The following is a 14,320-nucleotide window of genomic DNA, read 5'->3' on the forward strand; positions in this document are numbered from 1 at the left end:
CGGTCAATCGGGGTGCAAGAGAGCGGCCCCCGCGGGAGTTGCCCGCGGGAGCAGTTCGTCGTCAGTCGACCGGGTTCCAGATCAGGGCGAAGACGCTGTCGTCGTCCTGACCAGCAGCCCGTCCGAGATTGGCGTAGAGCTTGCGCGGACCGAACTCGGGCGCCGCCAGTGAGAGGCTCACATAGTCCTTGCCGCTGTTCTCGCCGCGGCGTATCCAGCCTGCCCCGATCTCGACGTTCCCCGTCATGACGCGAAAATCGGGATGGGTGTCTGCGGTCTTGTCGCGGTTGGGGATGATGTCGATGTCGGCCCGGATGGAGACGGTGCGGAGCTGGCCCTTGTAGCTGCCATTGTCGTTCTTGGTGACGTATCCGATTGCGGTCATGGTCTTGTCCTCTTGTTGTTCGCGAGGAGCCGATCCCCTCGCGATGGCAAGACCGTGATGGGGAGCGTAACGCCTTCGAACCCGCGCCTTTCGCGGGGCGTAGCGCATGCGGAGCACCTGAGCCGACGGCTTTTTTGAAGCGAAGCGGCCGCGAGGAGCCGGACTTGTCCGGCGGGGAAAAAAGCCGGCTGCGAGGGTTTTGGCAGGCGAGACGCTTCCCATAGGTCTCTCAGCCACCCGCAGGGAGATCGGACCCGCAGGCAACAAGAGGACAAAATTTGCCCAACAGGCCGCCACCGAGAACGACCGCCGGCACGAGGGTAGCTCGCGAGATTCTCTGCATGCAGGCGGCGACGATCCCCTCGGGAATAGCCGCCCGAGCCCATCGCGGCTTCCGCGTCACGACCCAAGCCGTCGAGAGCAGAGCACCCGGATGTCGCCCGTCGGAAAGATCGCAGCCAAGACCATGACTTCTTTGCTCCAAACGCTTGAGGGCTGCCCTTAAGCTCTCGAACATTCGACGGTGGCCAGACAGGAATGACAGTCCTTCGCCCGCGATGGCTCTCCGATCATCAGGCGACGAGTTGGGTCGGCGAGCGAAAGTCGTGGGGACCATTTTACTCGGTGATGCCGACTGGCGATCGGGAGGACTTCTCTGCTCATGCATACGCACAATAAGCCCGTCAACGACTCGAACGCCGAGTGAAACCGCGCCGCCGGTGTCAATTATGCAAATCCGATGTACATTGGTTTATGTGCAAACCGATTCCCGGTCTGCATTTTCTTTGAGGATTGACGGAGGGCTCATGGCCAAGAAGGCGAAGAAGACTGCTGCGAAGAAGACCGTGAAGAAGGCCAAGAAGAAGAAGTAGTTCTTCTGCCGAAGAGCTAAGCTTCATTCCAGCCAAGTTGCCTCTTGCGGATCACTTCCGCACTGTTTGAGCCTCGGCGTTGGCCGGAATGATCGCTTCAATCGTTGAGCCGGATCGCGCGTCACGCGGTCCGGCCATTTCGCTTCTTCTAGGTCCGTGCTCCACCTAATTCTTGGCATCCACGACGACCTTGCCGTCGGCTCCTGCTCGTCCATCGCGACCGTTCGCAGCAGCTGGACCGGGTGCGCCATCATGCCCCTTCCGCTGCTCCTCCCGCCCGTCACACCCCTTCGCTCCACGACCGCCGTAACCGAACTTGCCGGCTGCTCCCGCGCTACCCGCCAATCCCTTTTCGCCGGGCCGTCCCCCCGAAACGTCGACGACAATCTGTTTCGAAAGCATCTCTCGGACATTGCCTTCGATACTTGAAGGAACGGCGAGCGTTACGGTGCCGCCGACACCGCCGTCTCCCCCATCGCCACCGCGGCCTGCGCTTCCGCCGTTTCCGCCGTTTCCGCCATCGCCAGGCCCAGATGCGCAACCGAACGGCTGTCCGGGTATTGCTCGCCCGCCTTGCTCGCCATTACCGCCCGCCGCGCCATCACCACCATCTTGCCCGGGAGTCCCGTTGCTTCCGTGCGCGCAGATCTTGATTGATCCTCCCGCAAACTCCGCGAAGGCCAGATCTATCGATCCCGCGTTTTGTCCTCGCGCGCCGACGGTCCCATTTGTACCATCGCCTCCGTTCGGTCCGTTTCGTCCGGCAGTCGCATCGCCCGGGCCGTTGCTGCCGGGACCGCGATCAAAAGGATTGGCCGAAGCGGGCGAATTGGCCTTGGCAGGTTTGGAAGTCGTGGCAAGGCAAGACGCCGTCAAAATCTCCGCAGATCCGACAATCTTGAGGGATCTTTCAGCACTGATGAGACGGCTCCCGTCTCCCTCCAGGATCAATCGAGCGCCATCCATGAGCACCAGATCACCCGAACACAGGTCCTCGGTGATCGTCCGCTCGCCGCCGATTTCGGTACCTTGGCAGGGCAGACCGGGATAGCAGACTTGTTCGCAGGCCGCAGCCGCGACACGCGGCATCGACAGCAGAACGATGAGAAGAACGAGTCGCACTACTTGCATACGTCATCTCCGACGTTGCGGACCTGAGGGGCCGACAGTTGGCCATCGAGCAGAGCAAGGCCGATCGCGGATGCGCGGGGCGCACCAAGTGTCGGCGAGCGTTGGGCTTCGATATAGCCCTTCATCATCATGGTGTACCGCTCGGCCGGTGTGCCGTGATGTAAGCAGGGGCGGAAGTTGAAATCTCCAAGATTCAGGATCGTATCGGAGAACCTGCGCAGAAGATCCTCGGGCCGTCCGTAACGCTCTTCCGCTCTCGCAAGGGAGAAACCCGCCATATAGTCGGCGTGAAGTTCGATATCGCGGAGAGGCCGGATGATGCCGCCTGCTTGAATGAATGAGGTATCACCTTGATCGAAACACCGACTGAACTGGAAGGCGTGTCCGAGCTCATGGGCCAGGATCGCAAAAAGCATATTATCTCCCGACGGAGCCTGCCCCTTGACGATCGCATCTGACTTGCTGAGCAGCACAACTTCCTTATCGCTCCCCGAGAAGTGCCGATCGACCGTACGCCACGCCGGGCTTTCGGCGAGCATGATCTCTGGCCGATGAGGCGCGGGCAACTCCAGCGCGGCGCATAGCCTGCTCGCGGCAACTCCCATATTGGCTAGAAACTTCTCCGCCCCAACATAGTAGGCTTTTTGGTTCGCCCGCTCGCGCGCTATCTCGTCCTTCTGGGCAGCGATTGCGGCTTGCGAGGGAGCGGAAGCGTAGAGTACCGGAGGCAGGCAGGACGCAATTTCCTCAGCGCGCGCGGTCTGAGAAAGCGCGGGAACCGGGTGTACGGAGGCGGCAGCCAGCAGGCCGATGACCGCCCTGCGTGAAAGTCCATCAGGGCGACTCTTCACCGAACATTCCCCGGAAACAGTCCCGGAATAGGCATGTGGTCAGGGACGACCGTTGTGGTCTCCGACAAGCCGAAGTCTTCATAGCGGCTGACGGGCGCCGACGACAAAATCGCTGCCTTGCGGGTGATCGATCGTGTTCTTGGAATTGGCGGCCTGGAGTCCGCAAGTTTCTCTATCTGATCGAGTGAGATATCGCCCTTGCTCACCTTGTCGGCGACTTCGTCTAGCTCACTCTTTGCACCCGGGACGTCCTTCTCTTCGACGATCGGCCTTTCAACCGACAGCTCGACAGAGGTCGCCTTGACCGACGCACAGAACTTTCCGATTGACGAATCCGGGACGCAGGGCACGATTTCGGTTACCGACCAGCGCGGGCCGAAACGCCAAACCGCATAATACATGAGCTTGGCCTTTACCGTGCTGACTCCGCCCGTGATCATCGCATCGTAGAAAACGCGATGGACCTTTTCCCACGCGCGATACTTTCGATCGCAATAGAAGTCATGAATGACAGCAGCGCGTCGGTACTGCCCTTCGAATGGCCCACCAATGATCGACCAAAGAGGCCGCGGGATTGACGCCCCGTCGGTCACTAGCCCCTTCTCGGCCTGCCACATGTTGCCGGAGGGATCGACATATCCGAAAGGTTGGCCGAGCGTGAACCTTAGCCCATCTGGATCCAGATCCAGAAGCACCAACTCGCCGACGAAGTGATCGACAGGCTCCGCCCACGCAACCCCGCCAGTTCCAACAGTCCCGGCTAAGGCTAGCGCGGTCGAAAGTAGACGGCGCCTCGTCAATACCGGTGCAAAAGGGCCGTTCAGGTCCGTCAAGTCCGGGCGAGATCGCAAGAGACGGATTGGCTTCATTGGTCGCATCCTTCGTCGCGGATATTCGTCAGCTACCTGCCTCTCAAGAGGCGGGCTCAGCAGCAGTTAGCGCCAGGCAGAATTTCGCAATCAGGCAGAGAAATTCAGCATAGCGGCGAGCTCGTGCTGAGCCTTGTGCACTCGGGTTTCGATCAGCGCTGCGATTTCATCGAACTTTGTCGTGAACTTCACCCGCTGCAGGATCTGAGTGGTGTCCTTGCGGCCATAGCGGAAGATCCGCTCGAGGACGTTGCGTACATCGATGCCGGGGCGTGTCACCCCACTGACGTCGAATTCGGCCTCTCGTTGCCAAAAGCCATCCGGATCGAAGAAAATCATTGGGATGAAATCGTCCACCGTCGTCGCGTAAAAATTGAGTTCGACGTCCTGAAAGACTTCGCGCAACGCGCCGCCCCCGCCCTGGGCGTAAACGATGCCCGCTCGCGACTGCGCGATCAGCGCCTCCTCGCGTATGCTGTTCTGAAAATATTTGGCATAGGCGCCTGCAAACGGTGTCGAAGGCTCAGATCCATAAAACCAGGTCGGAATTGCAAGGCTCTCTCCCCGATGCTTCGGAGCGCGGTCCCTTACTTCAAGGCCCTTGTTGAGCCATCTACCGGCGCCTTTCGCGGCCTCCTCATAACCAGGTGCAAGGTCTCCGGTTTTCGTCAAAATGTCACCAAGCCCCTTCGGCAGCGACGGCTCCTCGCCGAGCGTGACGAGGGCTTGGGCAAAAGCCGCATCATCGGCATAGGCGAACGTAGCGCCAACGTGAGTGGCTTCCATTGCGCCGGGCCCGCCCCCCGTGACGAGCAGATAGCCGCGCTGCGTCAGGTAACGCCCCAGCTCAGCAACCGCTCTATAAGCCGAATGCCGGCGTGAAAGGCTGTGTCCGCCCATTACGCCGACCAACGTAGGCTCAGTCGGGCGTGTCAAGAATGTCTTCAAAGCCTCCGCAATGCGTGCGTCGTGCTCGGCTTGAGCAAGCCTGATTTCGAGCGTTCGCGGCGCCGCGGTACCGTCAGAAATATAACGGCGATAGGCACCGAAGTCCCAAGACTTGACGAAGGCCAATTCGTCGCCTGGATCATATCCCTGCAATAGATCGCCAATATCGTAGAGCCTGTCCGGTTTTCCGTAGTCAGGTAGCTCGCCAGCCATCGATGTCGGCCTTCAAATATGGGCGCGTCGAAAAAAATCATTTTGAGCGATGGATTGCAATATGACGGACGTTCTAGCTAAAGTCGAGCCATTGGATCAAAAATATTCATCGCCGGACCGGAGAGCGAGTGATGGGCAATCGATTTCCTTTCTCGAAGAGCTGCGTTTTTCTCACCCTGATTTTCACTATTTTTGCCTCTGAGGCGTGGGCCTGGGGTGAGGAAGGTCATTCGATCGTCGCCGAAATTGCTCAACGGCGGCTGTCGCAGAACGCGGCACAGGCCATAACGCAAATCCTCAAAGCCAATTCTAACGCAACGCCATATGCGACGCCGTCGCTCGCATCGATTTCAACATGGGCCGACGAGGTTCGCTACGACAACGGCAAGCCGAACGGGACCTACAACTGGCATTTTGTCGATATTCCAAGGCAGAATGCGCATTACGATCCGGCGACTGAGTGCCCGAAGGAAAAGCCCGAGCAAGGCGATTGCGTGATCAACGAGTTGTCGCGCCTGCGAAACGAGTTGCGTTGCACGGCCGGCGATCAGCAGCTTCGTGCCCTCAAATTCGCCGTCCACTTCGTGGGCGACATACACCAGCCCTTCCACACGATCTGGGAGAATCTCGGGGGTAACGGAATCACATTCACCACCGATAAGTTGCAATTCAAGGGAAAGACTTGCTCGGCCGACAAGTGCTCGACGCCACCGGACAATCTCCACAAGATGTGGGACACAACGATGATCCGAGCGATGGAGTATAATTGGCCGACCTTTGTTGATGATTTGGAAGCGGGCTGGCTGACGAGCGATGCAGCCAAGAACGATAACAAGGATGATCCGGTCGCGTGGGCCGAGGATGCCCACAATGCGGCGATCGCCCTCAATATCTGGCTAGATGCCGGCGCGACCGTTGACCAGGCCTACTATGACCGTGTCACTCCGCTTATCAGCCAACAACTCGGTTTTGCAGGCATAAGGCTTGCGCGATACCTGAACGACGCCTTTAGTTCTTCGCAGTGCCCTTACACTCCGCACCAGTAACGTTGCGTAACATTGGCAATCGGGAGATCAAGATGCCGGAAACTCCTAGCTGCGATACGCCATCTGAGCTGACTTTGCTGGGGCAGCCATTGCCCCGGCTCGCAGAGGCGCTCCGTGGGACAGGCGACATCAGCTTCGTCGCCATTGGTTCTTCCTCGACTTTTGGCGAGGGAGCAAGCCCCGGAAACGGTTATGTCGACAGGCTTGCAGCCGCACTCGCAGTCCGCTTTCCGGGACGCAACTTCGTCAAGCACAATGCCGGCGTAAACGGCGATGAAGCGCCGAATGAAGCCGCCCGGTTCAAGAAGGAGGTCATGTCGTTTAATCCGGCCTTGGTGATTTGGCAGGTCGGAACCAATGCGGCCTGGAAGGACTATTTTCTGGACGATGTCGGAGCAGCCATTCTCCGGGGCATCGATCATCTGGCGCAGGCCAAGGCCGACCTCGTCCTGATGAATCTCCAATACGCCCCTGCTCTGCTCCAGCCTGACGAGACACCGACGGCCGCCACGCAAGAGATGCTTCGGATCATCGAGATGATCGCGGCAGAGCATGACGTCGCGTTGTTCCGCCGCTTCGAGATCATGCGCAATTGGCACGTCGAACGCGGTATCCGGATGGATCAGATGATCAGCAATCGCGACGGCAATTGGCTGCACCAGAACGATTGGAGCTACAACTGCATAGCCGAAGCCCTTTGCGCCGGCTTGGTCGAAGCGGCTGTCTGAGTCCAGGCGCGTTTGCTGAAATCGAGCGCCCGCGCAAACGGCGCCATGTTAAACCGAACCGGTGTTCCTGCTCTTCGAACTTGCGCCTAGTCGAATCCCCTCACGACCAATGCGAGGCAGGAGCACAACACCGCCGTCGAGGTCAGCGTCGAGACGGTAACGACGATCTGGGCGAGGCAGATGCGCCTTAGCTTGATCGCGTACGGCTCGGGAAAGACCTTCGACGGATGTGCCATGGTCGGCTCCATGATACGGTGCGACGCACCGCCTGGATCGACTCATAGGGCGAGTCGCGCGATTGGCTTCCGGCTATATTTGCGAGTCCCCGGATTGACTCGTCCGCGACTCGCGACGCGATAAATCCGGGCGCAAACAAGTGTTCGCGACCGAATCGTCGTCCTCAGCCCCCCAGTAAACAAAGGATTAATGATTTCGCAGACGCGCGCAAGCAGCAGAGGTTATGCGGCCCATATTGCCCGCGACTTCAAAAGATGACATTGCGGCCGCGGAGCAGATCGAGAAGGCCTCAACGAGCTTCGACATCTCGCCGCGGCGAAGCGTCCGGAGCAGGCTGCCCACCGAGGGCTCCACTCAGGGGGCTGCCGCCTCCACTGCTGTCGAATGGTTGCCCGGGCCAAACGCGAGGAGGAAGTCGGCCGCCTTGGACGCCTTGCTTGCCGCCTGAAAAATCGCCCGGCTGTCGTCGCGAAGAACGTCCAGCCATGAGCCGAGATAGTCGGCATGGCGGACGGTCGGCTTGATGCTGAGAGCTGCGCAGATGAAGGCTGCCGTCAGTTCGGCTACGAGTTCTTCCTTGGCATAAGGTTTGGAGCCGAAGGCACCCGAGAGGTCGCGGTTCAAGCGATTGGGGTGACCGGTCCAGTGTCCCAGTTCGTGAAACAGCGTCCGGTAGAAGTTGATCTGCTCGAAGAAGGCAGCCTGCTGCGGGATATGCACGCGATCGGTTGACGGCGCGTAGAAGGCCTCGCTGCCGCCAATGCGGATATCGGCAAGTGTTGCGGCTGCGAGCGCTTGCGCTTGCGGCACGATCTCGCATTCCCCTGCGGGAAGCGCTTCCGCGGTGAGATGGTCCGGCAGGTGCTCGCACTGGTCGAGGTTGAAAACAGTGTAGCGGCGCAGGAAAGGAATGGCCGCCTCGCCCTCGTCCTTTTTGGTTTGTCCAGCTTGCCCCTGCCCATCCCGGCCGCGCTTCGGAATGAAGCGGTCGGCGTAGCAGACCGTCACGCCGTGTTCGCCCTTGCGTACGGAGGCGCCGAGGTTTGAGGCCTGATTGAAGGTCAGCCAGCGCTGCGAGGAAAAGCCGCTCTTAAAAAGCTTGCTCCAGAGGATCAGGATATTGATCCCGGAATAGGCCTTGCCCGTCGCAGCGTTCCGCGGCAGCGAGAACGCGAGCTGATCCCCCTCCACTCCCCAAGGCCGCGCCCATGGGAAGATGCCAGCCTCCAGATCGGCGACGATGTGCGTTGTAATCTCCTCGTAGAGGCTCAGTTTCGGCTTGGTCGTTTCATCGCGTCGGTTCTTCGTGCCCATGACAATCTCCATTCGCCCTTCTTCCGCGCCCTGCCCCCGGAAGGCGGGGTGGGCGGCGAAGAGCGACCGGAAAGCCCCGAACATTTGAGGCGGGCTGCACCGGAACGGCCGAAGCGCAGCGGAGGACCGCGCCCAAGAACAAAGCGTGCAAGGAGAGATCGAGACGGGCGCGGTTGCGGCCTGCCGGTTCGGGGCTATGCGGGAGCGCCGTCCACCCCGCCTTCAGGGGGCAACTCAAATGCGCCGGCCGCTCCGCGGCCGGCTCCGCAAAACGCGCCAGTGGCGGTGCTTCCGGACCAAGCGCCCATGAGATTTTCCGTCCACACACTTAGGGCCCGGACGATGCCTTCCCACAGAGGGTGCTCGAGCTCAGGCGCCGCTTCCACCCAATGGACGCACTCACATAGTCTCTGCATTTATGGCTCGGGTGATTCCTCGTAAGCGTTGCTTCCCAAGCGTCTCCTTGGAGGCCGTTGCTTCCAATGCGTCGTTTCGAAGGCGCCGCGTCCCGGACAACACCTCCTGGATCTCGCTTCCATCCCGACGGCGCTGTCCTTTGCGTCAGGGATCGAAGCTGGTAGGCCGAGACCGTCTTGGGCTCGGTTCACGAGAGCCCGGCCCGCAAGCGAAAGGTTGCGGAGGGCGCCCGCTTAAGAGAGCAATTGCTGGATCCTGAGCGTCAACGCTCGATCATCACGGGCCACGGCCCACTCGAACAACGTCTGGCGAACTGTCGTCGTGAGGATGCCATGATGCGCCAGGCGATTTACGACAAGTTGGCGATCGGCTTCTCTTCTCGCGAATGCCAGATCCGAGAGTAGCCGCACCTCATACCCCCGTGTCGCGCCTTCGATCGCTGCAATCAGCACGTCCTCTTCCAGATACAAGCCGCCGAAAAACACGATTCCGACGTGCGCATCCGCAAGATGTGCGGCAAAGGCCGGATCTCGCCATGGCGATAGAGCCTCAGATTGGAAATGCTCGGTCGCGGCGGCGACCTCTGCAGAAAGCGAGCTCGGCCGATAATCGCCAAACGCGATCAACTGCACGCCAAGAAGATCACGGCAGGTCGGGAGAAGTGCCAGGGCTTCAAAGCATCGTATGGCGAAAGCCTCAGCCCCTCCCGCTACGCTGCCTCGCGCGGGATTAAGCAGGACGACACGGCTCTGGCGGGGATCTGCCAGCAAGATCCAGGCTCCTTGGGCGCGAGGCATAATGTGGTCAAGCAGCTTTGCGGCCCTCGGGCAGCTTGCGCACAACTGGCCCCGTAAGGCCCGCCTGCCGGTACATCGCCTCGAGCGCCAGGTCGGAGTCTCTCAGATAACCCGCAAGCGCAGTCGTCTGACCGAGCTTGCGCGGTTCAGTCAATCTCTCGAGCGGCCAGTATGCGCGCCGCAGGATGCGCTCCATTCGCACATCCGTGACCGTGACAATCGCATTTGCACCCTTGGCACGCATCGTTTCGATCATTGCCGCAAAAAGCACGAAGGTTGCGCGATTGAATCCGCGTTGCCCGAGTTCGGCGACACGTTCGGTGTCGATGCAAAATCGCGAACTCTCGAGGACGAGTTTGCTTCTTGGCGCCTCCTTGTCTCCAAGCAGCATGGGAAACGTATCCGCGAGCATGGTTGGGCCGGTGGTGGGGAGCAGTCTGACGCATCCGAGGACGACGTGGTTATCTGAGACGACCAGGACATGGGTCGGTGCCAGGGCATCGTAGATGTCGATCTCGAGATCGCCGGAGACCGAGACCGTCCAGTCCAGCCGATCCCTGAACACCCGACGGCGCAGGCGGAACATTTGCGCCAGCAGGTCGAGCTGGGATCCGGTTTGGCGATGGTCGAGCGTAATGGCGTGCATGGCGAACTCCGTTGGAAGGGAGCTCACCAGACCAGAGCAAGGCGTTTGCGGCGCCTGTGCTATTTTACAGGTTCATGACCGCACCGAAACTTGCGCTAGCGTCAGCAAACAAGCGTCAATTTTTCCACTTGGGTTCAATTTGCCGAACGTCTTGACGCGTCGCGGCACCGGTCGGCCGAGAGATCGAAATCCGTCAGGGCAGAAGTCTTTGCCGCATCGCCAGCGCGACGCAGTGGGTGATAGACGTGGCGCCGAGCTTGCGGCGGGCGTTTTCGAGATGAAACGCCACCGTGCGAGGCGTGATGCCGAGGATCACGGCCGTCTCAGAAACGGTCTTGCCGAGCGCCGCCCATGCCAAGCATTGCCGTTCGCGCTGACTGAGGATCTGGACGCGCTGCGGCTCTTCGCTGATTGCGGGCCGGCCGCGCAGGTGCGTGTGGAAATAAAGGCCAAGCAGCTGGACGACGTCATGGGACGTTGCGGGCAGCATGTCCGGCTCCATCAGGGCGTCATCGGTTGCGACAGTGAAGGCCGCCATGCGGCCGAACCCTGCCCTGATCGGCACTGTAATGCCCGACTTGATGCCGAACTCGGTCGCCTCCTGAAAAAAGCGGACCTGTTCCCGGCTTGCGGGGCGAATTGACCCGGAGGATGCTCCCCAGGTGAAGGTCGTGTGTTCACTTCGTGCCCGGAGCACGACGGGGTCGAGCCGCTGATATTGGCGGCGCAAATATCGGCTCGTCCAGGATTTCGGATATGATGAGATGAGCTTCAGCGAGCTGTCGACGATGTTGAGATAGGCAAACCAGCGAAAACCGAGCCCGTGGCACGCGCGCGTGGCGATGCGCTCGAACTCACTGTCGTCTACGGCCGTCTGAAGGGCATCAACGAACTCCTGGAAGATGTTTTCTGTCCAGTTCATGGCTGCCTGGATCCAATTCATGGGGTTGCGAGCCCGGTTGCTCGCTCAGGAGTTCATCTGAGGCCGATCTCCAACGCTACGCAGCGGCAACGAGCGGCGGCCTCAAGCCACAGCGGCTTGAGGCCTGCCGTCAATTCGGCGAAGCCGTCTTGTTCGGATCAGAGGCGGATACATCCGTCCCAGGGAGAGGTCCCTCCCCAGTTAACGCACACGCTCTGCCTTCGCATGTAACCTTTCCAGGCGTCAGACCCGGCCGTGCGTCCGCCGCCCGTCTCCTTCTCACCACCGAACGCCGCACCGATGTCCGCGCCAGTCGTTCCCATATTCACTCTTGCTATGCCGCAGTCGCTCCCTGCGGCCGACAGGAACAGTTCGATATTGGAGAGATCCGTGCTGTGAATGCCCGAGGATAGGCCTTGCGGCACGCTATTGTTGATGCGGATGGCTTCCTCAAGCGTGTCGTAGCCGAAGACGTAGACGATCGGCGCGAACGTCTCCTTCTGAACCGACGACAGGTCGTGGGGAATATCTGTGATCAGCGTCGGCTCGACGTAATAGCCCGGCCGCTCGATACGCTTGCCACCAAACACGACCCTGCCGCCAGCGTCCCGCGCGTCGCGGACGGCCCTCTGGAAAAGCATTACCGCATCGCGGTCAACCAGCGGACCGACGATCGTTTCGGCATCGCGGGGATCGCCGACCTTGATCTGGCTGAACGCCTGCTTCAGCAGCGCCACGAGAGGCTCGGCAACCGATCGCTGGACAATGACACGTCTTGTGCTCGTGCAGCGCTGACCGGTCGTTCCGATTGCGCCGAAGGCGATGCTGCGTGCCGCCAGCTTGAGGTCGGCCGTCTGATCGACGATACAGCCGTTGTTGCCTGAACATTCAAGCAGATATCGGCGTCCCAAGGTGCTTCCGACGATATCTGCGACCCTGCGGCCAACGCCACTCGATCCAGTAAACGACACCAAGGCAACACGCTTGTCGTAGACGAGGAGTTCGGCCACGCTGTTGTCGCCTGGCATGAAGAGCGAGAAGACGCCGTCGAGCTCGAGCTCCTTCATTGCCCTGTTGCAGATCTGCTGCACGCCGAGCGCGGTCAGCGGGACCTTCGGACTAGGCTTCCAGATGACCGTGTTGCCGCCAATCGCCGCCAGGAAAGCATTCTGAGCCCACACCGAAGCCGGGAAGTTGTAAGCGGTGATGACGCCGACGACGCCGAGCGGCAACCACTGATCGTACATGCGGTGCTTGCTGCGCTGCGACTGCTGAACGGACCCGTACATCATGCGGGATTGGCCGGCCGCCATCGTCGCCATGTCGATCAACTCGCGGATTTCGGCCTTGGCCTCGCTGAGGGCCTTACCGGTGTCGACGACGATGAGAGCAGCGAGATCGTCGAGGTGCTCGGCGGCCAACGCGCCGATCCGGCCAACCAACTCTCCGCGCCTCGGCGCAGGAACAGAGGCCCAATCGACTTGCGCGGCCTGGGCACAGCGAATGACGCGCTCGTAGTCACGCTCATTCGCACCGGCAATCGTCGCCACGATCTTGTCTTCGGCTGGATACACAGCGTCGAATGGAATTCTGTCCGCGGTTGCGCTCCACCCGTCTCCATGGGCGTAAGCGCCCGAGTTCAAAGGACCGATATCGAAGTTCTTCAAAGCCGGCTCAAACATCCAAAACTCCATTTAGTTATTTAACAAAGCTAACTATATTGCTATAGATGCGTCACCGAGATGTCAAGCGGACCGCGCCCGACGCTTGCTGCTTCAACAACCAGATCAGATTGCACACGGGAAGAATGCGCCACTGATCGGGAGCGGTGGCCGACATGTCATCCGGACTCACCCACAACGGAGGAAAACTTGAAAAGTCTTGCGCTCACCCAATACCGGGGTCCCCTCGAATGCATCGAAACGACGACACCGGTCCCCAGAGGCAGTGAAGTTCTTCTGAAGGTCGACGCCTGCGGGGTTTGTCACACTGACCTGCACATCTGGGAGGGCGGCTACGACCTTGGTGGCGGCAAGATGATGAAGATGTCCGACCGGGGCCAGGAGCTGCCGCACACGATGGGCCACGAAGTCGTTGGCGAGGTCGTCGCAGTTGGCGAAGAGGCAATGGGCTTTGTCGAAACGGGCAGGAATTATCTGGTCTATCCGTGGTTCGGATGCGGCGAGTGCCAGGTCTGCAAGAACTCGGACGAGCATCTGTGCCCAACTCCCCGATATCTCGGCGTTCTGCGTCCCGGCGGCTATGCCGACCACGTCCTGGTCCCCCACCCCCGGTACCTCATCGATATCCCCACAATCTCGCCGGAACAGGCCGCGCCCTATGCGTGCTCGGGCCTTACGGCCTATTCGGCCCTGAAAAAGCTCGGCCCTCAGGGATTGAGGAAGCCAATCCTGATCGTAGGAGCTGGCGGGCTCGGATTGATGTGCCTCTCGCTGCTGAAGGCGATGGGGCGATCGGGCGCGATCGTCGCGGACATTGACCCCCAAAAGCGGCACGCCGCGCTGGCTGCGGGGGCGATTGCTGCGCTCGATCCGACCAAGGACGACTTCGCCAGGCTGGTTGCCGAGTCTGCCGATGGAGGCATCCACGCGATCATCGACTTCGTGGGATCTCCGGCTTCGTGGGATCTGGCCATGACGACCCTCGCCAAGGGCGGAACATATGTGATTGTCGGGCTCTACGGCGGAGAGCGCACCCTCCCCCTGGCAACAATGCCTTTGAGAGCTATCACAATATCGGGCTCGTTCGTGGGGAGCCGGCGCGACCTGATCGAACTGATGGCTCTGGTACGGACCGGCGTCGACCAGATGCCGATCGTGACCCGCCCACTGGAAAGCGCCCATGAGACGCTGACTGACCTGAGGGAGGGCCGTATCGTTGGACGAGCCGTGCTGGTGCCGGGGCGCTCGTCGTAACGATTTGA

The 14,320-nt window shown here is 60.5% G+C and carries 14 protein-coding genes; 3 read left to right on the forward strand and 11 right to left on the reverse strand.

Features of this window, described 5'->3' with window-relative positions; translation table 11 throughout:
• Positions 1 to 61 precede the first annotated feature (61 nt).
• From ACKWRH_RS27840 to ACKWRH_RS27860, 5 genes are all read right to left on the reverse strand, one after another.
• Positions 62 to 385, reverse strand: coding sequence for a DUF736 domain-containing protein (locus ACKWRH_RS27840; protein WP_445216110.1), 324 nt, complete (start codon positions 383 to 385; stop codon positions 62 to 64).
• A gap of 1,037 nt (positions 386 to 1,422) precedes the next feature.
• Positions 1,423 to 2,388, reverse strand: a complete 966-nt coding sequence (locus ACKWRH_RS27845; RefSeq protein ID WP_445216111.1) for a hypothetical protein — start codon at positions 2,386 to 2,388, stop codon at positions 1,423 to 1,425.
• The gene (locus ACKWRH_RS27850) at positions 2,379 to 3,239 is read right to left on the reverse strand and encodes a hypothetical protein (protein WP_445216112.1); all 861 of its coding nucleotides are present in this window, start codon (positions 3,237 to 3,239) and stop codon (positions 2,379 to 2,381) included. Before ACKWRH_RS27850 ends, ACKWRH_RS27845 begins: the two co-directional genes overlap by 10 nt.
• On the reverse strand, positions 3,236 to 4,108 hold the full coding sequence (locus ACKWRH_RS27855; protein ID WP_445216113.1) for a DUF1353 domain-containing protein: 873 nt from the start codon (positions 4,106 to 4,108) through the stop codon (positions 3,236 to 3,238). Before ACKWRH_RS27855 ends, ACKWRH_RS27850 begins: the two co-directional genes overlap by 4 nt.
• A gap of 90 nt (positions 4,109 to 4,198) precedes the next feature.
• Positions 4,199 to 5,269, reverse strand: coding sequence for an SLOG cluster 4 domain-containing protein (locus tag ACKWRH_RS27860; RefSeq protein WP_445216114.1), 1,071 nt, complete (start codon positions 5,267 to 5,269; stop codon positions 4,199 to 4,201).
• A 131-nt stretch (positions 5,270 to 5,400) separates the two neighbouring features.
• On the opposite strand from ACKWRH_RS27860, the gene ACKWRH_RS27865 reads away from it, so the two are divergent.
• Positions 5,401 to 6,315, forward strand: coding sequence for a S1/P1 nuclease (locus ACKWRH_RS27865; RefSeq protein WP_445216115.1), 915 nt, complete (start codon positions 5,401 to 5,403; stop codon positions 6,313 to 6,315).
• 89 nt (positions 6,316 to 6,404) lie between these two features.
• Positions 6,405 to 7,043, forward strand: coding sequence for an SGNH/GDSL hydrolase family protein (locus ACKWRH_RS27870; RefSeq protein ID WP_445216116.1), 639 nt, complete (start codon positions 6,405 to 6,407; stop codon positions 7,041 to 7,043).
• A gap of 86 nt (positions 7,044 to 7,129) precedes the next feature.
• Here ACKWRH_RS27870 and ACKWRH_RS27875 read toward each other — a convergent pair whose 3' ends face one another.
• From ACKWRH_RS27875 to ACKWRH_RS27900, 6 genes are all read right to left on the reverse strand, one after another.
• Entirely contained in the window at positions 7,130 to 7,279 is a 150-nt protein-coding gene (locus ACKWRH_RS27875) for a hypothetical protein (protein WP_445216117.1), read from the reverse strand.
• A gap of 355 nt (positions 7,280 to 7,634) precedes the next feature.
• Complete coding sequence (locus tag ACKWRH_RS27880; protein ID WP_445222485.1) at positions 7,635 to 8,594, reverse strand: ArdC family protein; 960 nt, start codon at positions 8,592 to 8,594, stop codon at positions 7,635 to 7,637.
• Positions 8,595 to 9,244: 650 nt separating this feature from the next.
• Positions 9,245 to 9,781, reverse strand: a complete 537-nt coding sequence (locus ACKWRH_RS27885; protein WP_445216118.1) for a hypothetical protein — start codon at positions 9,779 to 9,781, stop codon at positions 9,245 to 9,247.
• A 34-nt stretch (positions 9,782 to 9,815) separates the two neighbouring features.
• A complete protein-coding gene (locus ACKWRH_RS27890) occupies positions 9,816 to 10,454 on the reverse strand; it encodes an acyl-homoserine-lactone synthase (protein WP_445216119.1) in 639 nt (212 codons plus the stop codon).
• A gap of 193 nt (positions 10,455 to 10,647) precedes the next feature.
• Positions 10,648 to 11,376 (reverse strand): autoinducer binding domain-containing protein, encoded by a 729-nt coding sequence (locus tag ACKWRH_RS27895; RefSeq protein ID WP_445216120.1) that lies wholly within the window; start codon positions 11,374 to 11,376, stop codon positions 10,648 to 10,650.
• A gap of 158 nt (positions 11,377 to 11,534) precedes the next feature.
• Positions 11,535 to 13,058: an aldehyde dehydrogenase family protein gene (locus ACKWRH_RS27900; RefSeq protein ID WP_445216121.1), complete on the reverse strand. Its 1,524-nt coding sequence runs from the start codon at positions 13,056 to 13,058 to the stop codon at positions 11,535 to 11,537.
• A 189-nt stretch (positions 13,059 to 13,247) separates the two neighbouring features.
• On the opposite strand from ACKWRH_RS27900, the gene ACKWRH_RS27905 reads away from it, so the two are divergent.
• Positions 13,248 to 14,312 carry an alcohol dehydrogenase gene (locus tag ACKWRH_RS27905; protein ID WP_445216122.1) on the forward strand — a complete coding sequence of 355 codons (1,065 nt, stop codon included), beginning with the start codon at positions 13,248 to 13,250 and terminating at the stop codon, positions 14,310 to 14,312.
• Positions 14,313 to 14,320: the final 8 nt, after the last annotated feature.

The organism is Bradyrhizobium sp. Pa8 (genome assembly GCF_052588265.1).